We start from the raw sequence: 20,992 nt of genomic DNA on the forward strand, positions 1-20,992 counted from the left end.
CTCGTGTCCGTCAGAGGTTCGTTTGGCGGACAAGCAGGCAGAGCGGCGCTTCATATCCTGTTTGTCTGGCTCTCCTAGGGCCGTCTTACCTAGAATTCTGGTGGCAGGAACCCACTGCGATCTGCAACCAATCCTGTGGGACCGCACGTACCTTTATGCCGATAAACCCAAACTTCTGTGGGGCCGGATGTTTCCATGTTCCCGTGGCAACCGACAGTTTTTGGTCAGGAAGAGCGAGCGTCCGAGATAATTTCAAGAATCGCCTCGACAATAGATTCCAATGCGCCGTTCCGGAATGGACCTTTTAAAATGACCACCTTTGAACTGCGTTCCTCTAGACGACGTTTCGTGGCTGCAACTATTTTTTGCGACAAATCGTCGGGGCCAACCAAGGTCCAATTCGTCGCAATTCGAGGTTGAATTTGTGTAATTGGTGCGAAATTTCCATATTGATCGACGAAGTAGATGTCTCCTGACGAATAGGCCGTGCCATCGACTTCAATTCCACCGGTTTCCAATCGCCCTAGTGTTTTCTCCATTTGTTGCGGAAAGAGTTCAATGTATTCTTCACTTGGCAATAGCTCTCGTCGTGCTTCCGGATCTTTTCCTTTATTCACGTCCTCGCTGGCTTTCCGGTTCCTTTTTTTGGGGCGTGTAAGATCGTGAAATACACTGTTCGATTTTGCTTCAACGATGTGGAACAGGAATATCTTGTTGTTTGCCTCGTCGACGGTGTGAACGAGGCCATCAGAAAGCTCTTCAAGTTTAAGCTTGCCGTTGATTGTGTCTGCTGACTTTGAAACCTTCACTGGCCCAAGTCTTCGACCGAGCTTACTTTCAATTTTATTCTTAATGAGGCTGGATTTCTGGAGTATCTTCCGAAAACGGCGTGTGTCGCGAATGGCTAGTTCGAGAATTTCACCCTTAAGTGCCCTAACAACGCCGGCACGTTGAGCTAGGTCGTCACTCGAGAACGTATTTAGGACGTTCGCCGTAACTTTTTTTCGAAAGATGTCTAGGCCTCCGCGACGGATTAAGTCGTCAAGCGTTTTGATCTCTTTTCGACGTAATTTCACGCGGTTGAGTTTACCACCTCGTCCTGCACCAGTTGCAAAATTTGCATCGATTCTATGAACGATTGACCGCGTGGATCTCGTCATTTTGGCAACAACTGCATCACGAAGATGTTTGCGGCGTTCGGCGGCTGTCATCCGTGATTTTTTTTTCATCGCGCCGGTTTTCGAACCAAGGCGGCGGCGAACAGGTGGTATTCCTCTCGGCGTTTTTCTCGATGTCTCTACTTTACTGTCCTCTAAGCCGCGGTCCCTTTGAGATGTCTTCGCGCTCATATCCCGGCGCCGCGACTGTCCGCGCGATAACATGTTCGAGCCCTTCTTAGCAAAGGACAAGATCGCTTTTAGGGCGCCCACGAGTAAGATTGCTGTTTCAGTGATTGTCACGGACGCTTCGTAATATCGTCCTTTCTGTGCATGAGCTAGACCTTCTCTAGATTTTTGAGGGACTTGAAGGAAGGGCGTGATGATGCTCTCTGCGATCATTTTGACGGTTTCTACGTTTTCTTTTATGAGCTCATTCGTCAAATTTTTTGCCGCTTCCCATGATTTCGCAGAAACGATGTCGTCGATCGCTACCCTTGTGTCAATAGTCCAGCCCACAACCGGCCCAACCAATGCCAAAATCCCTGCAACACTATCTTTGACTGCCAGCAACAATGCCATCGCGACCCCGATAATTGACTCGGTCAAGGCATCTATTTCGTTGTTTCTAAACTTGGCCGATTGAATTTGAGCCTTGATGTGGTTATCAAGTTCGGCGACGAGTCCATCCACCTTGGCCAGGAAGTCGCTAAAATCCAAAACCTTTTCAGCAATTTTGGAAAATTCGATGAGGGCGTTTCTTTCACCTTCGGGCATTTTTGCCAATAATTGGAATGCGCTTTGTAATCCCCTTAGAAGGACATCGAGCTTGTCCTCGACGTCTTGTAAAGCACGGATCTCAGGATTTCGCGGCAACGTTGCGAGCGGTATGGTTCGAACAGTGGAACCTGACAAGATACTCCTTTCTTGTATTGTAGTCCCACGTAAGCTCATCGAGTGTGCCTTCGCTAGCCATGTGAATTTGTCGTCTCGGAAATCGTAGTATACGGCATCTACTATACGTCAGGCGCCACAAAGCTAGCTGCTGCACCATGAATATCGATCCGCTTTTCGATATCCGGATCGCTGTATTCGCCTTCGAGTAAACGGATCGCGTGCCGTAGGTTTTCGAGTTCGGCTCGCCTCAATTCCTCGTTAGCTTTTTCGACGTCGATTTGCCGATGCCGAAGCTTGAAAGGTTCGAGCAACGGATGGCTTCCAGGTAATGCCTCCTCGAAGACTTGGCCTGTGGGCACAATTATGACCTCGGATGTCTTCCGAGGACTGGTCAAGCGACCGATTAGGATATTGCGAAGGTTGACTCGATCTTCTTCGGTGATGGAGACGTCATTCCAATTTCGTTCAGCATACTCGATCAATTCAGCATCTGTGTATTCCGAAAGCGCGTCCGGATCACGTAAACCAAACGAATTGTCAATATAATCTTGCATCATAAACTGGGTGATGTAGACGCATTCTTTTAGCGGAAAGAGGATGTAGTTACCCTTAAAACCGAGCGGCCGGTCTAGGTCGGCTACTTCGACCAATCGACGCGTTGAAACACTTATGTCTGAGAAGAATGGTGGAGGACAATTGCCCGTTAGAATCACGTTATTCTGGCCAAATTGACTGAAAGGAAATCCGGGGCTGATCGGTTGAAAGAAATTACAAGTAACCTCAGAGGGCTCGGGCACAGGCACTTCGAGATCGTAGTGACGGAAGAACCGCTGGTCCGGTTGCTCGTGCTCCCAGATAGCTTGCATGTAGTGAAGTATGTTTTGCTTGATATGGAGACGTAGGGCGTCGACGGCGACGCGCTTCTGGAACTGCGTTCGAATTGCTTCACTATAGTCATCAGTTGCGCTTTCGAGAGCTGAAACCACGTTCTGCAAGCGCTCTTGAGCCTCGCGCACAGCCTCCTCGGCGAAAGCAAGGCGTGACTGTGCGGCCTTGCGTTTCGCTTCAAGAATCTCAGATCGATCAGGACCATCATCGCCGAACAGGAGGCTTGTGCCATGACTAAAGATAGCCCGTGCTACGGTCGTACTTGTGTCCGTCTCGCCGGCTTCAGCTAAGTCTCTGCTCTGCGTCAAGTTGATCAGGCCCTCGCGCAGAACGGACCGAGATCGGACACGGGACGCCACTTCATTCTCGATCCGGGAAACCAGTGCTTTCTGCGTTTCCCAATGCGACTTTTTGACTTCGACCGCGATTTCATCGCTTGTCAGCCCTTCCTCGATGTAGTCGAGCGCCTCCTCAAAGTTATCGTCGAGCAGAACCCGGCGGAATATCCAGGCGTGGACCAAGATCCATGCCTCGGTGATCTCGTGCGGCGCAGGTACGTCCTGTGCCACCATGATTACAGGTGTCAGCCGGTGGATGCGCTCGCTCACGTGATAGCGGCGTTCTAACTCATAAAGCAGGTAAGTGACTGTAATTTCATTGTTTGGGTTCGATAGTTCACCCGATGTAGTCGCCTCTATAGCTTCCGAATCCATTGTCTCGACTGCTGTTGAACGTTCGTTCCGGTATTCGCGCGCGGCCTTGCGAACCGCTTCGCGAAAGGATTTTTTTGTTTGCGCGGATTCTCTCGCCTGGTTCAAACTGAAGGTCGAGTTGCCCCCTGCCGAGCCAATGCCGAAGCTGAATGACCCGTTGGCCGAGAGTGAAAAATTCGTAGTCGTGTTCGCCTTGTCGATGATTTCCTTATCGGCACGTCGGGTCTCTGATAAATCTTCCTTAACTGACAGCAAGGCTTTGGCCGCTTCTTTTTCCGATCGCTTCCGCGTTATCGTTTGCGTAGTTGTATATTTGCGGGTCTCGCCGGGGGCGAGTGGTATGGTTTTAACCAAATCACCAACTTGGTAACTCTCTGGTTTCCATTCCTGGCGATACGTGGTCATGATGCCGAAATTGAACGTATTCGGCACAAAAATATCGAATGCGTAGGGTTCGCTCAGGCGTTCGGCGATCTCAGTTGCAAGCTTCTGTGCTCGACCATAATTACCTTCTGGGTTCGAAATTATTTCGAGAGCTCGTCCTTTGCGCTCAACAACAGATAGACCAATCTCAAGGATTAAATAGTCCTGATCCAGTTGGTCATTGTGTTCCAATGACGAGTTTATGATGATTTCACCTCGTTCGCGGCGTTGCTCAATTTCCTGATCAACGATTCTTTGTCTTTCCTTTGCGAAAAAGAAGTTATATATGTCTGAGCCCATTATTCGAACCGGCTCTAGCAAAGTGCGGACCTCCGACAGATCTAGAATGAGCCGCTCTGTTCGGCTGCCCATCTGCACCAGTTGAACGACTTGTGCTTGTTGTTCGAGGCTGAGCATGTGCCACGTATCTTCCGACAATCCAACAAACAACGCGACTTCGTCGGGCACTGGAATTAACGCACCGATTTCAACTTCAGTGTTAATTGCGTTTAGAAAACGGCGCAGTTCGGAAAGTTCACTCAGATCAGGCGTCATGCTGATATCATTGTTAAAGCCAGCATCGTGGCGGGCTTGAACAACCTGACGATAGAGCCGCTGCACGCTCTCGCGCAGGTCTTCATCAAACGCCTCCATCCAAACGTGCTCGAAGGCCACCTGCAAACGATGGAAGTCGTGATAGGAGACCGCGTCCGCAGGGCTTCCGGTGCGGGCTGGTAAGTTGTTGAAGTTAGCAATGCGCTCTTGTAAACGGCCTATTTGCTCTGAGTCAGATAGAACAATTTTCGGTTCGCCCGGCCGGAAGTCTCGAATGCGAGCCAACACGCTTGCCCGTACTAGTGCAACCTGATCATTCTCATCGGTGACTTTATCGACAGCGTCGGCACTCTTTTCATTGCCGGAGCCATCCGTGCCCTCATTGTTATCTTGTGTCAAGCTGTCGAGCGCGTTGGATATCAAATCGAAATCGGCATCCAACAAGTCACGAAGCCGCTCCAGTTCCGTTCCTCCAAGGCGTTCCTCAACGTTTGCGCAGAGATCGTCAATTTTGATCTTCACGCCCCCCTTCGGGTGTTTGTCCGTTGGAGGCAATAAATCGACGACAAGATCGTCAAGAATTACCTTTGGAATCTGCCAGCTAAAGGTGCCCGTGAAGTTTTTGATCTTATCGCAACCAGCTTTCGCCGCTGCAATTTGGGCGCTCTTTACTGACTCAGATTTGTCTTTCGCCGAAAGACTAGCGTAATCGCTGAGGAACCATGGACGCTCTCGAAGATTCATAGGAACGGCAGAAAGCTTGATTGTGAATTCTTTTGCTTGCTCAGCGAATTTGTATTCGCGGAGAAACGCCTCTCGACGGATGCCTGATAGAAGGTAATTATTTTTCAGTCGGCGATCATGAGCTTTGATTACCGCATCCGCTAGTCTGCTTTGCGTTTCCTCTTTGTCACTTTTCGTAGCCTGCTCAGGCAATTCGGGGAACGGAATTTGGGCAAATTTCAATACGCTGTACGAAAGTCGAATAATCCAACTTTCTTTGGCACCCGCGTTAGTCACCGGCTCCCGAGAAACATGTAGCATACGCGACATAGGTGGTGCCGGACGCTTTTTCTCGCCAGTATCTTCCGGCGCGAGGACGAAGACGATCAGATCAGGATGGGGGCTATTCTCGCGGTTTGCGAATGCTGTACTATTGAACTCAAACGCGAATTCGCCTGCTACATTGGTAAGGACCGATCCAATGCGGTCCCCCGGAATGCGCTGCCATTCGAATTCCTCACCAAACTGTCCTGGAAATTCCAAACTACCGACGCGTTTTTCGTCCGGCATGTCGAGATCGTACAGCACAACCTGCAGATCAGGCACACCTATGCCGGTCTCTCGAACAAGCACTTTTCCGCTGACTTGATACATTTTAACCGCACCGCACACGGTTACCGAGCAACCACAATAGTATCACAATGTTAAGTAAAGTGTCGAGACGCGCGTCAGACGAAGTAACGTTGCCTCTGTTGGTCGTTCGAATTGACGCCGAGCGCCCGTTAAGACGGTCGTGAGACTCTTGTTCCAGTTAGAATTGGGGTTGATTCTCGTCCCGCAAAGCGGCGACCTACAGCCGATGTAGCCTGTCTTTCGCTCAACTCGCCGAGCTTAAATAGTAGAAGACTACTCGCTGAATCCGGTGACTCCGGCGATCGCCTGAAGGCGCGCGATGCGCTTACAGGTCGGCGGATGACCATCGAGCCAATAGGCATAGCTCCCCTGGTTCTCCGTCGGGTGTTTGGCGAGTGCTGACGCCAGAGCGGCCGGATTGCCGGTCATGGCAATTGCGGTCATATCCGCGTCGTTCTCCAAAGCCCTCAGCACAACGACGTTCAACAGCATTGCAAGGGCACTGATTACGGTCATCACAACTACGATGGCCTGACCCTCTTCAAGCGCCAGGGCGTTGAGGCCTTCAAAGCGCGTCCAGCCAAGGAGCGCTCCTGTTACAACAAAGATCAGCGCCAGGAGTGCGGCAGTGTTCAATCCCCAGGCGATATAGCCGTCCCGGTTCTTGATGTGGCCGATCTCATGGGCCAGGACGCCGGCGAGCTCTGCGTTGCTAAAGCGCTCCAACATATCTCTGGTTACAACGATCACCGCGCCAAAAGGCGTTGAGATCGTCTGCGCATCAAGGTCCGCCCGATCGCTTATCAGGAGCTTCGGCGCTTCCGCCAGTCCGGCCTTTGCGACCAGCTGGTCGAGCGCGTCAAAAGCTTCTTTCGCGACGACCCTCGACAACGCCCGGGTCCGCCGGAAACTCGGGTGGTACTTCAGGATCAAATCAGGCGTCAGAGACAGACGGATCACGATAGCTAAGAATGCCATGACCAGGCCCACGGTCCCCACGAGCGTAAAGATCAGGGATCCGGAGATCGCCACGACGACGCCGGCGACAAGAAGCCGGTGCAGATAGTCAAATCGGGGCTTGGGCAGCACCTTTATATCCAAAGACGGCATAATACCATGGTCCAAAACGTGGGGTTCTCAGCCCGGAATTCAATTCTAGCACACCCGGGGTTATTGACCCGCTTGCAAGGTTTGTCGCCGATGCTCTGCTGCCGGTCGCCGGGCCGGACACTCTGGCAACCGCCCTTGCTGTCGTTCCTGTCCGATCCCGAGTGGATCCTGGCCAATTGCCGTCGCGGAATCCTGCGCGGGGTAAGATCCGCGCGAGCGGGAATTGACCGGCCGCCGGACGTAGAATCAACCCTATCAAGAACAGAGGTTCCCATGAGCCTGGCATCCAGCTCTTTTTTTTCGGCAAGGCGATCGGCATCTTCCTGCTGAACTGGTCGGCTGGGTCAACGACCAGGTCGTCTGGTTCATCGAGGCCTACGCCCCCTATCTGATCGCCGCCGTGATAGCCGTTCTGCTCTATCTTGCCTTTCTGTCGGTTCGCTGGTTCTTGGCCGACTGACCGCCATTTTCTCAGTTTTCCTTTATCGCTCCGCGACTGTGTTCGCTGTGACCGGATAGGTTTCGACCGCGGCCAGGGCCGCGCGTTTATCGTCTCCAAAAGGACGGGGGGTTTCGACCCCCCTTCCCTGCAAGGAGAATCGGCCGGGCCGTGTCCTCGCTTCGCTGCGGGCCGCACCACCCGGGTACGTCCGCATAAAGGAACGCGAAGTCCCACACCGGATCAGATACGCACCTGAATTTTCAGAGAAAAGAGGTTATTGAAGCCCCCTGCGCGGGCGCTGAGTTTCGACGCTGAATTTCAGGGGCTTGTCGTCCGTCTGGTTATCCGCCTTTCAAATTGTCCGTTTTCGCATCATTTATCCACCTTTCGGACAGGAATTCTCGTGTCCGTCAGAGGTTCGTTTGGCGGACAAGCAGGCAGAGCGGCGCTTCATATCCTGTTTGTCTGGCTCTCCTAGGGCCGTCTTACCTAGAATTCTGGTGGCAGGAACCCACTGCGATCTGCAACCAATCCTGTGGGACCGCACGTACCTTTATGCCGATAAACCCAAACTTCTGTGGGGCCGAACGCGAGGTCGTCACCACCTATGAATCTGAGTACTCCTGGGAGAAAGGCCCGGCACAGGATTACCAGCTATCCAACAATAGCGCCTAGATCCGACGCCTTAAGAAGCGGATCGCTTCATTGCAAACGGCCGCGGCTTACGCCCTTGCCGAACCGGTCCAGGGTGACGGCTTCAAGATCATCGAGAACCCGGAGGAAAACCGCGTCCAGATCATCTTTGACGGCAAACCCGAAAAGGAGATCCGGGAGATCCTGAAGGGTAACGCTTTCAAATGGGCACCCAGCAACAAGGCTTGGCAACGGCAGTTGAACGCCGCCGGGATCCACGCGGCGCTGAGCGTCAAACGCCAACTGGACGAGTTGAAGGCTTGATCCAGGGAGGGGGCGAAAGCCCCCTCTTTCTCGCAACATTTTGCCAATGTCATACGGAATGTTCCAAAAAATGGAACTTTTTGCTTGTTCCATATTTTGGAACATGCTAGCTTAGATCATCAAAACAAAGGGGGCGCGATTGCGGATCATTGCAAGGAACAAACTAGTGGAGTTTTGGGAAAAGCACCCAGAAACGGAGCAACCTTTAAAGGCTTGGTACGCAAGGACAAAAGCGGCTGACTGGCAGAATCCACAAGAGGTGTTGAGTGATTTTGGAACAGCAAAGGTCGTATCAAAGGACCGGCTCAGGTTCAAAATTCACGGAAACAACTATCGCATGATCGTTGGGTTCAAGTTTTCTGCAGGGATCGCTTTTATCAAGTTTATCGGCACTCACAAGGAATATGACCAGATCGACGCCGGAACGGTGAGTCAGTTTTAGAAGGGTTAAGTGTGATGGAAATTAAGCCAATTCGTAGTGAGAAAGATCATAAGGCCATGCTTGGCATGATTGAAGAGCTTTGGGATGCGGAGCCAGGTTCGGAAGCCCATGACCGGCTCGAACTCCTCAGCATTCTGGTAGAGGATTACGAGGAAAAGAGCTTCCCGATTGAAGCGCCGGACCCAGTCGAAGCCGTGAAGTTTTATCTCGAACAGAACGGCCTAGAAAGGTCTGAGCTTGCCAGACTTTTGGGGAGCAGGTCGCGGGCCTCGGAGTTCCTGAACCGGAAAACGGGCCTGTCTCTTACCCAAATTCGCAAACTCAACTCTGCGTGGCAGATTCCTGCTGACATCTTGATTCAGCCCGTGCGGGCCACGTGAACATGACCAATAAGCATCGCGGCCCAACCCTCGGCGAATTCCTTGAGGAAGAAGGCAATCTTGAAGAAGTCACCCAGACCGCCTTGCGGCGCGTCGCTCGTGCAAAGCTCTCAGCCTTCGACGCTGCCGACTACCTGGAGACCGAGGAGGACATCGTTCTCTTTCTCCGGGAAGCGACTGAAACGGGCGACCAGGAATACATTGATCGAGCGACCCGGACTGTGGCCCGGGCGCGCCGTCTATCCGTCAAAAATTTCCGCCCTGCCTAATGCCCGTCCGGACGCTCGCCTTTCGGCTCGCGCTCTTCCTGTCGGCAGCGGGCAATCCGCCGCCGTGACGCCGACCGCGAGCGAGCCGTTTCCGCCGCGATATAAGCGGCTGATCCAGTAAGCCAATATCGCTAATCCTTAGATACTACGCTAAAAATTATGCCTGTGATTGCGCCGACAATAGCTATGCTCAGTGCTACATTGGAGTCTGCACCGAAAGCTATAAGCACGAAATTACCGATGACTCCGATGATGACGTATCGCGCGACACCAACCCAAACACTCACAATCTCGTCCAATATTTCGATTTTCTTCCTGCTTAAACCTTGAACATCGTCTCTGCCAATAAGACACATCGCGATGCCGCAGAACAGCCCGATACCCGCACAAACAAGCATGATGAACCGTAGATCTTCTGGTGTACTTGGTTCATCCAACCGAAACGCGTAGCCGCCCAAGACTAGGGCAACCACAAACATACTGCCCCCAAAATACACGACTCCGAATTTAAGAATAAATTCTAATGGTCTCATGTGGACACCCAAACCCGGCCTAAAAACCGACCCTATCAACGTCAGTTAAGAGCCTTCACGAGCATTCCGAATGCTGTTCTGTATGTTATCCGGCATCGACAAAATGTCTCTCAGCAACTGTAGATCAGCAGGGGTCTGGAAGCAGCGTAAGCCAATGGCACCAAATTCGGCCGCAAGCGAAAGCTCGGTGATAAACAGATCGATATGGCTATAATGCTGTTGGAGGCGCCCCATGAGGACGGCAGCTTACCAACGTACGATCCTGCCTTCTACCGGAGCGGACCCCTATTAACATCAAGAGAATGAACCGCGCGTTCGATTATTTCCGCCATTGAGACGACTCGTCCTTCGGTTTCGGTTGCTGTGTCCGCCAACTCACAGATCTTGTCATAGGTCTCTGGCTTGATCTTGGTGTTGAAGGGATAGGTTCGCCCCGTTTTAGGCCGCGTTCGGACCCGTTTGGCCCTTGGTCTTTTTGGCGCGGGATCGCGCGACGGAAAGCCAGCTTGATCGCTGGCTTGTTTTATTGCGGCAACAGAAGCCGGATCTTTCGGAACCGGTGCAGGCGTAGACGCATCCAGGTCAGAAAGATCGAGAGCGGCGCGTGGTGGTGGTGACTTGTCGTCTTTAGCCATGTCGTACCCTCCTAAGCAGCCTTGCGTTTTGCGCTAAGGCGCTTGATGACGCTATCGGCAAGAGCAAATGCGTTCTCTTGGGCTGCTGACAATCCGCTTACCGCTGTTGACGGGATGGTGTGAATGGTGCCGCCAGTCGAGAAAACAGTCCGGAACGCTTCGCGTTCAATCATTTGAACGGGCAAAACGGAAATGCCGGCATCGTTGAACTGGTTGTTGATGTCCTTGTAGTTCCGGGTTGCGATTGCCGCCGGAATTTTTGTGAAGAGAACGGCGTACTCGATAGGTCGCTGTACCGCCCTCTCCGTCTGCTTGACCAGTTTGATTGCCTTGGCTGTTTCCGGCGCGTCGAGCATCGAGCCCTGGCAAGGAATGACGACAAGGTCGGACGCGCCGATCGCAAAGGACAGCCGCGAAGACGCGGTTCCTTCGAGATCGACTATAACGACTTTGGAAGAGCGAGACGCGTTCTCGATTGAATCGAGAATTGTCTCTTCAGATTCGTCGGCCACGACCTCTATGTTGTCAGGCTTGCCCGGCAACTTCGCCCAGCGGACCAAGGGTTGGTTGGGATCCGCATCAATGAGCGTGATCTTATCTCCGCCGCGCGCCAATTCAGACGCGAGGGCTAGAGCAGAAGTTGTCTTCCCTGCCCCGCCTTTTGACGTGGCGAATGAGATTATCGGCATGCGCTTTCCTTCATCTGGGCTATTGCAATACATAATAAACACACTGGATTGCATCTGGCCATAATATTGTTTTTTGGCAGCTAATATATTGCTTCTGGACAGCAGCAATAAAAATACAATATGCTGGCTATACACCAGACGATAGAAAGATGCAAGCCAGCAGCAATACAATGTATTGCAGTTTATGAGTTGAATCCAGAGAGACCGAGAATTCCAGAGCCGGGCGGCCTTTCGACGATTGCCCACCCCGGTGAGGGGTGGGCTTGCAGGTCGGTCAATCTGCCGGGTTCAAGATGATGGCGAAGGTATCCGGATCGTCATACCCGTTGGCGACGCCCAGGTTGGCGAAGCGCATTGTGAAGGAACCGCACGATCTATATGCCCAAACCAAAAGATGCCCTGAATTGGATTGATGTGCCGCTCTTTGCAGGCCTCATCTTTGTTGCGACTTTCTTTCAGGACCAGCTCTCCAGCGCTAAGCTCTTTCATTACGCTCATCCGGATTTTAACCCCTCCGGTCTTCTGTTTTTCATCAGTCACTTAGATAAGGCACACCTTTTCAAAAACGTAGAAAGTATATGTGATTCTGCGGTGTTACTGATAATCGGTCGTTTTTTACTCGGGTATCGCAAAGATGCTCAATACCTACTCGGCGGCATAGTCTGTTCTTTAGTTATTACAGGCATAATATTTGGCGCAACGCCTCTTGCAGGTATCGAAGGCGTTCAAGGCATGAGCATCATCACCTACGGAGTAGTGTTTTACTCCTTCTGCGTGGTCTTGGCGGGATTTTTAAAGTGGCTCATTCCAAACGTTTTGCCGCGTTCTGAGTGGATATTTCTCGTCGCACCTCTGTTCTGCACTGTTTTGTGGGGCTATTATTTTTATGATCTGGAATGGGGTCCGCAAGCGAGGCGTGGCGATCGGTGGACAGAAGTTAGCGGCATTGGCCATACGATTGGATTCCTAAGCTGCCAAATTGCCTTCCTTCTATACTCCTACAGAGAACTTAAGAGGCAGAATGTCGTGCCGGTCTGGATTAATCCTCCAATTTGGCTTGCGCCGCGCATTAAGGGGTCAGTTGCGGGAGGGGGCGAAATGACACCCTCCCGCAACTGACCCCTTTATAATATTTTTTTGCGCAACTAGTCGTGAAACGGTGCCGTGTTGACACTCCATTTTGAAGAGCTGCAAGTTTTTTTACAGACAAACAAGGGTCTGGCGACAGGATTGTCTGCAGCGATGTTCAGTCTGGCGCTTCTTGCCAGTAGCCTGATCAATCAAGAGCGCAAGGGTGACATCGCGCTCTGGCTAATGGGTGGGCGAAGATTGTTGATGTTTGCTGTTGTGCTGCAACTTTCCATGATCGGAGACGTGGCTATGGCCGCCCCGGCGTTGCCTGGCCAAAAATGCCAAACAGTGCCACTGGAGAAAAAGCTAGGGAACGTCGAGCCATGGTCGCAAGCCGAGATCTGGGCTTGGACTGAAATCTGTGAAGGTCGTATCGCTGACTTCAACAAGCGCTATCACGAAACCCTCGATCCAACGAATCCGGTCGGCTGGAAAAACGGGGACAAGGACCGGCAGATCACCCAACACTTCTTAGAGACGGTCCTGCTGCATGAATCCTTGAGCGGTGCAGTGCCACGCCAAGGCGTACGGATCATAGGCGCTCTCTTTACAACTGATATAGACGTAGCCAGCGCATATGTCGGCAACGACGTTTGGCTCGATCACTCTCGCTTCGAGGGGCGGTTTTCATTGGAACACAGTGCATTTGGAGCTGCGTTGTCCCTGGAAGGCTCCGCGTTCGAAGGCAATGTAAACATGAACGGACTGGAGGTGGCGAGTATCCTGAACATGAATGGCTCCAGCTTTCAGGCAAACGTGGAAATGGACAGATTGGAAGTGGCAAGCAGCTTGTTAATGAGTGACAAAGCCACCTTCGAACGCAATGTGTTCCTGATTGGCGCCAAGGTCGGCAGGTCGATCAATATGAAGGGCTCCAGCTTCGAAGGAACAGTGCTCATGCCCGACCTGGAGGTAGCGAGCCACCTATTCATGAGCGATCAAGCCACCTTCAAAGACAATGTGGATCTGCGAAGCGCCAAGGTGGGCGGGCAGATCGACATGAGTAGCTCCAGCTTCGAGGGCGCCGTATTCATGCCCGACCTGGAGGTAGCGGGCAGCCTGTTCATACTCGATACAGCCACCTTCAAAGACAACGTGGATCTGCATTACGCCAAGTTTGGCGGGCAGATCGGTATAACCGGCTCCAGCTTCGAGGGCACCGTGAATATGAACGGATTGGAGGTAAAGACAAGCCTTTTAATACACAATACAGCCACCTTCATGGACAACCTGACTCTGATTGCTGCCAAGATAGGTGGGCAGATTGAACTGGAAGACGCCAGCTTCGAAGGCCTCGTAGACATGAGCAATCTGGAGGTGAAGGGCAACCTGTTCATGAGCGGCAAGACCAACTTCAAGGACAAAGTAGATCTGCGCGGCGCCGCGGTAGGCGGGCAGGTCGGTATAACTGGTTCCAGCTTCGAGGGCGCTGTGATCTTGAACGGACTGGAGGTAGCAGACTCCCTACTCATAACCGACAAGGCAACTTTCAAAAACAACGTGGACCTACGCGCCGCCAAGATTGGCGGACAGATCGATATAAAAAACTCTGCCTTTGAGGGCTTCGTGAGCATGAGCAGCCTTGAGGTGCATACAAGCCTGTTCATTCGCGAATCAGCCACGTTCGTCAAGCCAGTCAATTTCCTATTCGGGCGCGTTGGCTCGAATCTTGATCTCTCTGGTGCTACTCTCTCCGGATTGGACCTCAGCGGCACGCAGATTACCGGTGAAATGCGCCTGGGATCGGATCGCCATTTAAGGACCGAATGGACGAAGGGGAGTCGGCTGGTGCTCCGAAATACGCATGCTGGCGCCCTGCAGGACCGTATTGACGAGAACGATGACGCCTGGCCCGAAGAACTGCAGCTCGACGGCTTCGTATACAATCGCCTGGGGGGATTTGCGGGTAAGGGTGCCAAAGCAGATATGCTAACCACCCGCTCTGTTAATTGGTACATTGATTGGATCAAGCGTGATCTGACCTACAGCCCACAGCCTTATGCACAGTTGGCCCAAGTGTTTCGTGCGGCTGGAGAGATCGCTAAGGCGAATGATATTCTCCACGCCGGCCGGGAGCGGGAACGAAGCGAAAGCACGGGCCTCAGTTGGCTCGGTCTCAGCCTGCTCAAATGGACTATTGGTTACGGGCTGGGGTTTCGGTACTTCCAGGCACTGTTGTGGGTTTCGCTTCTGGTTGTCTTGGGCGTAACAGTGCTCCGAGCATCCGGGGAGGGACGCCGCAATGGGCTGCCGTGGGGCCTTTCCTATAGTCTCGATCATCTCATACCGGTGGTCGAGCTGCGTAAATACCACTACGACGAAGTCAGCCTACGCGGATGGGCTCGCTACTACTTCTATGCCCACAAGCTGACCGGTTATGTCCTGGCTTCCTTCCTGATCGCCGGTCTCGCTGGCCTGACACAGTCGTAGGCTAGTAGAAGCGACAGCCCAAACACAGGATCACAACAGGAAAGTGACCCGAACAACGTTACATTCAGTGGACATTTTCCTCCAAGCCTCTGTCTGCAAAGAGATGGAGTATTGTATTCGCGCGGCTGTCCATAGCCGCGTATGTGCGACGTGATCTCAGAATTTTCTCCAGATTTCCCTCTATCACATCACTTACGATAATAGCTACTTATCGTAAGGGATGGGATCATCCAAAGTTATCCTCTAGTGCTCATCATTAACTCTGTGTTAATGAATATTAGAGATTAATTAACGCGATAAACCAATGCCCTATAAAGTTCCTCAGAGCCTCCCATGGGACGAATTCATCACTTTGTGGGATGAAGCCGGCGACGCGCTCGCACGGCTCGACCAGTGCCTCGGGCACAGCGATCTGAGAGAGGCCTGGCTGCGTCGGGCGGACTTCGAGGAAGCGGCGGCCGCACTCTGGGTCGAAGGGGGACTCGTCCCTCTGGAAGATCTGGTTCTCGACGACGCTCATACCAATGCCAGACTGCCCAATCACGAGCTGTTCCAAGCCCGCTCGATCCTGCTGATCCGGCGTCGTCTGGCGCGCCAGAAACCGGATGAGGTCCTGACAATAGAAAACCTGCTTGCTCTGCAGGAGGGCAGGGACCAACTGGATACCACGCGGCAGGATACCCAAGAGATGCTCCTGCGCGATCCCTTCTGGGATCCGGAAGAGGCACTCGAGGAATGGTTGGCTCTGCTGCCCCAGTTGGCGGTCTTTCCCTCCCTGCCGGCAACAGCAATCGCCTTGCATGCCTGGGACAAGCTCTGTCCCTTCCAACACCGCAATGCCACCATGGGTCGGCTGCTCGCCTCAAGCCTCTTCATGAAGCAGGGGAAGATCACCGGTCAGATCCTCTGTCTGAATGTCGGTCTAAAGGCAATCCGATGGTATGACCATGCCACATGGCACAGTCAGGCCGCTGCTCCTCTGGAGATATGGATCAAAGAATTCTGCCGGGCGGTGACAAAGGCTGCGGGGCAGGGGCTTCAACTGCACCAGCAATTGGTCATGGCCCGTAGATTGATGGCGCGACGCCTGGAGGGACGGCGGACGACATCGCACTTGCCGGCAGTGGCGCAGCTGGTCCTCGAGCAACCCCTAGTGTCGGCACCGATGATCGCAAAGAAGCTTGGGACCACGCAGCCGACAGCGGTCAGGCTCATGGGGGAATTGGTCGGAACCGGCGCAGTACGAGAGCTGACCGGGCGGTCGCGCTTTCGGGCCTATGGGATTGTATGAGGTAATCGGCCTCAAATATGCCACCAAAGTATTGCACCTACATCTGACGAGAAGCGCAGCCGCGATTATGTCTCCAGCGAGTTCAACTTGGAGCCATTCTGCGTCGTTATCAGTAGTGCCGGAGACGAAAAGGTGGCGGGAAGCGGCCATTCGCTGCGAGTGCGAGCCAGTCTTATCGCAAAGTTGAAAGTCGACCTTTAAGCAATCTTTAAACCAAACTTCTCACTGCGACGCCGCAAGTCGACTTTGAGCCAATTCCGGTCGTCAACCGCACTGCAACTAACGTCTCAGATCGGCTCTAAGCTTGAGTTCGTTGCCCTATTAAGAACTTCGTCGGAACGCACTCGCCGAAAAATATCGTTGAGGTTTGCTACAGTTGCCTAAGAGGATGGGGGCCTCCCGGCCAGCAGACGTTCACGCTTGACCAAAGGTGCGAGCGTTTCGGAAACGCCAGCAATACACGACACTTGGCCGATCACGCAAAGCATTGTACTAGATTGCATAGGCAAAATTGATCGCGTGGCCGATCAAAGGGGACCGCATGCATATCGAGCGCATTCAAATTGAAGAAGGATTCCTTGATGGTTTAGACGTCTGCCCGACCCCGGGGTTGAATGTCATTATCGGCGCACGAGGAACTGGCAAGACCTCGCTGATCGAGTTAATACGATTTTGTCTTGATGTACCGGGATATACGCAGAAATCGAGCCGGCGCAGTCGTGAACATGCCTTGTCAGTTCTCGGCTCCGGTCAGATCACGTTGACATTGGTGGATGGAGCGCGGCGGGTAAAGGTGACAAGGTCTGCAGCCGAGGATGCTCCACGCGCATCTGGTCCCTTTCTACCTCCTATCGTCTTATCTCAGACCGAGATTGAGACTGTCGGACTCCAACCGGGTGGGCGGCTCCAGCTTCTTGATGGATTCCTTGGCGACCAGCGATCGCTCAACGCAGCAGAGACCGAGGCTATGGCCGCCGTGCAATCTCTAACGGCCGAAGCAGACGCGGTTCGCTTAGACATTGAGCAGCTCAACCTTCAACTGGCAGAACTGCCCGCGCTCGAGGAACAGCTCCAGCAGCTTGCGCCGCAAGAACAACATCTGGCTACACTATCCTCCGAAGCCCAGGCACGAACCGTTGAACTCAATTCACTCTCTGGCACGATCTCAATGAAGGGCGTGGCTGTAGCCGCAACCGAGAGATTTCAGGACGGAATCGCTAGTTGGTGTGCCTCGCTTATCGCCGCGCAAGGCTCGATGCCGCCATATGAACCTTGGCCTCATGGTGGTGACAGCGATCCTCTTGACGTTCTGCGCCCTAGGGCTGCAGCTGCGTACAATCATCTTGCACATGCTATAAGCGAGCTTGTGGCAGTAAAGAGCGAAGCTGGTCAGTTGTTGTTGCAACTAAACGGTGACAAAATCTCATTCGAAGATCAGGCTAGGCAACTGCGTGGTCAGATCGAAAACCTGCAAGTGGGCGCGGGCGAGATCATCCGTCGGGGCCAGGTGCTTCGCGAGAGGAAAGCACAACTGGAGTCGCTCGGAGCCGTCCGCCACACGCGCAATCTCACGCTGGAGAACGCGATTCAGCGTCGTACCGCCGCGCTCGATCAACTCGAATTGATCAGAACTCAGCGGTTTCAGATGCGCACGGCGGTCGCGACCGATCTCAACAAGGTTCTCGGACCGCGCATTCGCATTGATGTGCTGCGTAGTGGCCAAACCGAAGGATTCGCTGCTGCTATTGCTGAAGCCTTACGGGGCAGCGGACTTAAATACAACGAGCTCGTCACCACGCTCGCTCAGCGCATGAGCCCTCGTGAACTGCTGGAATCGATCGAGACTAACAACTTTCAACTGGTGGCTAACTGTGGCGGCATGTCTCCGGACCGTGCGGCAAAGGTGATCATCGCACTGAAGGAAGCCGACCTTGGTGCGATCGCCACCGTCGCCATAGAAGACTATGTCAGATTCTCACTACTGGATGGTGCTGATCACAAAGACATTGCAGACCTTTCGACGGGCCAGAGGTGCACTGTAGTACTGCCGTTGGTCCTGAGGCACACCGACCGTCTACTCATCGTAGATCAACCGGAGGACCACATCGACAACGGCTTCATCGTCGACACGCTTATCCGCTCGATCCTTGCGAGAGCTGCAGACGGTCAGATTCTATTCTCGACACACAATGCGAACATCCCCGTGTTGGGGAGTGCCGATTTCGTTCTGCAGCTAGGCTCCGACGGCAAGCGTGGCTTTCAACTCGTGGCCGCGCCCCTTTCCGATCCCGCAGTAGTGAATGCAATCACCATGATAATGGAGGGGGGATTGCAGGCATTCGACAGCAGAGCCGAGTTTTACGGCGCGCAGAGATGATCATGAGTCACGATGAGGCAATCTCGCAACTGGCCTCCCCGTCAGCACACGCCCGCGGACAGGCCGCACGCGCGCTCGGCGATGTCGGTCTAGGGGGCGATCTCCCGGCGATTCGAAAAGCGCTATTACGTGAAACCGTCTCTTATGTTCAATATGCCCTTCAGGACACGATTAAGCGGCTGACGAACAAGACCGGGCCACGGCCGGACGAACCCGAGGAGGGCATTAACGTGCCTCCAGAGGTGCGTCAGCAAATCTATGGTCAGGCGGTCGAATGGGTCACTGGCTTCTTGCTGCACGAGATTGCTTCTCCAGTTGGGCTCGCGATGGTCAGCGCAAAGCGGGAAATCGGAGCGGAATGGGAGAATTCCAGGACGTGGCGGCACCTCGAAACGATCCATCGGGTGTTCGACGCAATTGAGATGCTCAAGAACGCCGCTGGGGCTCCCCGCCCGCAAGAATTTGATCTGGCCACGCTCCTTCAAGAGATCATCGAAACTGAAGTTCCCGACGCTCAGCCCTCAATTTCGCGTCTCGGAGCAAAGCCGTTTGTGCTGAAAGGTGATCCGGGGCTCATCCGAATGGTGGTGAGCAACGGAATCCGCAATGCGGTCGAGTCAGTGTCGGCCAGCGGCGTCGAGCCCGCTGAGCACGCAGTGGTCATCAACTGGGGGAAGACCGATATCGATTACTGGGTCTCGGTGCTTGACCGTGGCGCCGGAATCACTGGTCCGGCGGAATCTGCTTTCGAGATTGGAAGCTCGACCAAGCGGAATCACAGCGGTTTCGGCCTAGCGATAGCACGCCAGGCAATCGACACGCTGACCGGAGAGGTGACTCTCGAACCGGCTCGCAACGGCGGGGCAGTGTACACCGCGAGGTGGAAACGTTGAGGGCGCAGGTTCTGATTGTCGAGGATGACGAGGACTTCGTTCAGGAACTGATGGCGTCGATCACCAGAGTGTCGGCCAATGTTGACATTACGGTGGCCCGTTGTCGCGAGCGGGCCTGTCAATTTCTTGACGAACGATTCTTCGATTTCGCGATTCTCGATTTGAGCATACCGACGCAAGATGGCGGCCTCGACGGCGATCCGGATCACGGCAAGTTTGTCTTCCATCATGCGCGCGTCGCCGCCCCGGGTACAAAAATTCTTGTACTTACTGGTTCACCTTCGGGCGACTTCATCGCCGACATGCTTGCGCAAAAGCACGACGCGGACATCTGGAGCGAAGGTAGAAAGATCGGAACGGTGGAATTTCTGAGGAAAATCGACCTGATCCAAGTTGACGACATTGTCAGCAAGGCCTTGAATGCCATCCACTCCCTGGGCGAAATTGAGCTGGGATTTATCGGCGTGAATCTCCAAACCAGCGAAGATCGTCTCATTCGGATTTTCGCAAAGAAGTTCGGCGCGGCGCGTTGCGACGTGTCGCTGGTTAGTCCAGGGCAATCAGGCGCAGCCCCATTCCGCCTCCAACTTTTCGACGGGAGCGGAACACCGATCCAAGTGGCCGTGGCGAAGCTGGCACCTCTAAACAAAGTGATGGATGAAAATGCGCGGTACGATCAGCACGTTGTGCTTCTCGATCCCGCATCCACTCCACGCAAGATGATCACGCTAGAGTTCGGCGCCGGCGCGACGGCTGGGATATTTTATCAGCTTGCAGACGGTTATACGCAATCGTTATTTGCTGCACTGGGAAACGACGATGCACAATCCGCGAAAGCCGTCGATGGAGCCGCCGCTGCGCTCTCAAAGTGGGCTCAAGGTAACGCTGAAGTTCGTCAAAGCATTGCCGAGATCCGGCAGTGTTGGATTGACGATGTCAAAGCCGAGGAATTGAAGCTGAAATTCGAGCTAGATTGGGCGCCCGGATTCGAAGCTCGTGAAGTTCAGACGCGCCAACGCTGCGTCCATGGAGACCTACACGGTGAAAACCTCCTCGTCTCGGTGGATGGTCGCTTGATGGTTATCGACTTTGGTGACGTTCGCCAAGGCGTAGCAAGCTACGACCCGATGACCCTCGAACTGAGCGCAGTGCTTCAGGCAAATCCAACTTTTTCTGACGCATGGCCTACACTCGAACAGTGCCGAAACTGGAACGATCTCGACGCTTATCTGGTTGAATCGCCCATCCCGCTCTTTATCAGTGCATGCCGCACGTGGGGCGAAACATGCGCCGCGGGGAGGCGTGAGGTTGCGGCATCGGCCTACAGCTACCTGCTTCGTCAATTGAAGTATGAGGACACCAAGAAGGAACGGATTCTGGCACTCATGGAAGGTGTCAAAGCTTATATCGCCGCGACCTAGTTG

16 protein-coding genes are annotated in these 20,992 nt (G+C 53.5%); 10 read left to right on the forward strand and 6 right to left on the reverse strand.

All coding sequences use genetic code 11. The features are described from left to right. Positions 1-224: 224 nt before the first annotated feature. From QMZ18_RS34455 to QMZ18_RS34465, 3 genes are all read right to left on the reverse strand, one after another. Complete coding sequence (locus QMZ18_RS34455; protein WP_282610989.1) at positions 225-2,072, reverse strand: hypothetical protein; 1,848 nt, start codon at positions 2,070-2,072, stop codon at positions 225-227. Positions 2,073-2,173: 101 nt separating this feature from the next. Next, positions 2,174-6,010, reverse strand: coding sequence for a hypothetical protein (locus QMZ18_RS34460; protein WP_282610990.1), 3,837 nt, complete (start codon positions 6,008-6,010; stop codon positions 2,174-2,176). Positions 6,011-6,262: 252 nt separating this feature from the next. Continuing rightward, positions 6,263-7,099 carry a M48 family metalloprotease gene (locus tag QMZ18_RS34465; protein WP_282610991.1) on the reverse strand — a complete coding sequence of 279 codons (837 nt, stop codon included), beginning with the start codon at positions 7,097-7,099 and terminating at the stop codon, positions 6,263-6,265. A 1,147-nt stretch (positions 7,100-8,246) separates the two neighbouring features. On the opposite strand from QMZ18_RS34465, the gene QMZ18_RS34470 reads away from it, so the two are divergent. From QMZ18_RS34470 to QMZ18_RS34485, 4 genes are all read left to right on the forward strand, one after another. Then, positions 8,247-8,498, forward strand: coding sequence for a hypothetical protein (locus QMZ18_RS34470; RefSeq protein ID WP_282610992.1), 252 nt, complete (start codon positions 8,247-8,249; stop codon positions 8,496-8,498). 166 nt (positions 8,499-8,664) lie between these two features. Further along, positions 8,665-8,940 carry a type II toxin-antitoxin system HigB family toxin gene (locus QMZ18_RS34475; protein ID WP_282610993.1) on the forward strand — a complete coding sequence of 92 codons (276 nt, stop codon included), beginning with the start codon at positions 8,665-8,667 and terminating at the stop codon, positions 8,938-8,940. A gap of 14 nt (positions 8,941-8,954) precedes the next feature. Then, positions 8,955-9,320, forward strand: a complete 366-nt coding sequence (locus QMZ18_RS34480) for a type II toxin-antitoxin system HigA family antitoxin (protein WP_282610994.1) — start codon at positions 8,955-8,957, stop codon at positions 9,318-9,320. Positions 9,321-9,322: 2 nt separating this feature from the next. After that, the gene (locus QMZ18_RS34485; RefSeq protein WP_282610995.1) at positions 9,323-9,589 is read left to right on the forward strand and encodes a DNA-binding protein; all 267 of its coding nucleotides are present in this window, start codon (positions 9,323-9,325) and stop codon (positions 9,587-9,589) included. 131 nt (positions 9,590-9,720) lie between these two features. Here the strand turns inward: QMZ18_RS34485 and QMZ18_RS34490 are convergent, their stop codons facing one another. The 3 genes from QMZ18_RS34490 to QMZ18_RS34500 form a co-directional block, all read right to left on the reverse strand. Further along, positions 9,721-10,122, reverse strand: coding sequence for a hypothetical protein (locus QMZ18_RS34490; RefSeq protein ID WP_282610996.1), 402 nt, complete (start codon positions 10,120-10,122; stop codon positions 9,721-9,723). A 269-nt stretch (positions 10,123-10,391) separates the two neighbouring features. Then, positions 10,392-10,757: a hypothetical protein gene (locus QMZ18_RS34495; protein WP_282610997.1), complete on the reverse strand. Its 366-nt coding sequence runs from the start codon at positions 10,755-10,757 to the stop codon at positions 10,392-10,394. 11 nt (positions 10,758-10,768) lie between these two features. Next, complete coding sequence (locus tag QMZ18_RS34500) at positions 10,769-11,581, reverse strand: ParA family protein (protein ID WP_282610998.1); 813 nt, start codon at positions 11,579-11,581, stop codon at positions 10,769-10,771. Between the two features lie 243 nt (positions 11,582-11,824). Here QMZ18_RS34500 and QMZ18_RS34505 point away from each other — a divergent pair, with 243 nt between their 5' ends. From QMZ18_RS34505 to QMZ18_RS34530, 6 genes are all read left to right on the forward strand, one after another. After that, on the forward strand, positions 11,825-12,565 hold the full coding sequence (locus QMZ18_RS34505) for a hypothetical protein (protein WP_282610999.1): 741 nt from the start codon (positions 11,825-11,827) through the stop codon (positions 12,563-12,565). A 123-nt stretch (positions 12,566-12,688) separates the two neighbouring features. Further along, positions 12,689-15,007 (forward strand): leucine-rich repeat protein, encoded by a 2,319-nt coding sequence (locus QMZ18_RS34510; RefSeq protein WP_282611000.1) that lies wholly within the window; start codon positions 12,689-12,691, stop codon positions 15,005-15,007. Positions 15,008-15,311: 304 nt separating this feature from the next. Next, on the forward strand, positions 15,312-16,298 hold the full coding sequence (locus QMZ18_RS34515) for a DUF1612 domain-containing protein (protein WP_282611001.1): 987 nt from the start codon (positions 15,312-15,314) through the stop codon (positions 16,296-16,298). A gap of 541 nt (positions 16,299-16,839) precedes the next feature. Further along, complete coding sequence (locus QMZ18_RS34520; protein WP_282611002.1) at positions 16,840-18,675, forward strand: AAA family ATPase; 1,836 nt, start codon at positions 16,840-16,842, stop codon at positions 18,673-18,675. Further along, positions 18,672-19,568: a HAMP domain-containing sensor histidine kinase gene (locus QMZ18_RS34525; protein ID WP_282611003.1), complete on the forward strand. Its 897-nt coding sequence runs from the start codon at positions 18,672-18,674 to the stop codon at positions 19,566-19,568. Before QMZ18_RS34520 ends, QMZ18_RS34525 begins: the two co-directional genes overlap by 4 nt. Then, entirely contained in the window at positions 19,565-20,989 is a 1,425-nt protein-coding gene (locus QMZ18_RS34530; RefSeq protein WP_322097615.1) for a phosphotransferase, read from the forward strand. Before QMZ18_RS34525 ends, QMZ18_RS34530 begins: the two co-directional genes overlap by 4 nt. The last annotated feature ends 3 nt before the right edge of the window (positions 20,990-20,992 follow it).

The organism is Pelagibius sp. Alg239-R121 (genome assembly GCF_947331435.1).
Classification (GTDB): Bacteria; Pseudomonadota; Alphaproteobacteria; order Kiloniellales; family Kiloniellaceae; genus Denitrobaculum.

Excerpts from the sequence above, each read along its gene's own strand:
- QMZ18_RS34465 (WP_282610991.1), bottom strand. The coding sequence starts at position 7,099 with ATGCCGTCTTTGGATATAAAGGTGCTGCCCAAGCCCCGATTTGACTAT.
- QMZ18_RS34480 (WP_282610994.1), top strand. The coding sequence starts at position 8,955 with ATGGAAATTAAGCCAATTCGTAGTGAGAAAGATCATAAGGCCATGCTT.
- QMZ18_RS34490 (WP_282610996.1), bottom strand. The coding sequence starts at position 10,122 with ATGAGACCATTAGAATTTATTCTTAAATTCGGAGTCGTGTATTTTGGG.
- QMZ18_RS34505 (WP_282610999.1), top strand. The coding sequence starts at position 11,825 with ATGCCCAAACCAAAAGATGCCCTGAATTGGATTGATGTGCCGCTCTTT.
- QMZ18_RS34510 (WP_282611000.1), top strand. The coding sequence starts at position 12,689 with ATGTTCAGTCTGGCGCTTCTTGCCAGTAGCCTGATCAATCAAGAGCGC.
- QMZ18_RS34485 (WP_282610995.1), top strand. The coding sequence starts at position 9,323 with ATGACCAATAAGCATCGCGGCCCAACCCTCGGCGAATTCCTTGAGGAA.
- QMZ18_RS34525 (WP_282611003.1), top strand. The coding sequence starts at position 18,672 with ATGATCATGAGTCACGATGAGGCAATCTCGCAACTGGCCTCCCCGTCA.
- QMZ18_RS34520 (WP_282611002.1), top strand. The coding sequence starts at position 16,840 with ATGCATATCGAGCGCATTCAAATTGAAGAAGGATTCCTTGATGGTTTA.
- QMZ18_RS34495 (WP_282610997.1), bottom strand. The coding sequence starts at position 10,757 with ATGGCTAAAGACGACAAGTCACCACCACCACGCGCCGCTCTCGATCTT.
- QMZ18_RS34515 (WP_282611001.1), top strand. The coding sequence starts at position 15,312 with ATGCCCTATAAAGTTCCTCAGAGCCTCCCATGGGACGAATTCATCACT.
- QMZ18_RS34460 (WP_282610990.1), bottom strand. The coding sequence starts at position 6,010 with ATGTATCAAGTCAGCGGAAAAGTGCTTGTTCGAGAGACCGGCATAGGT.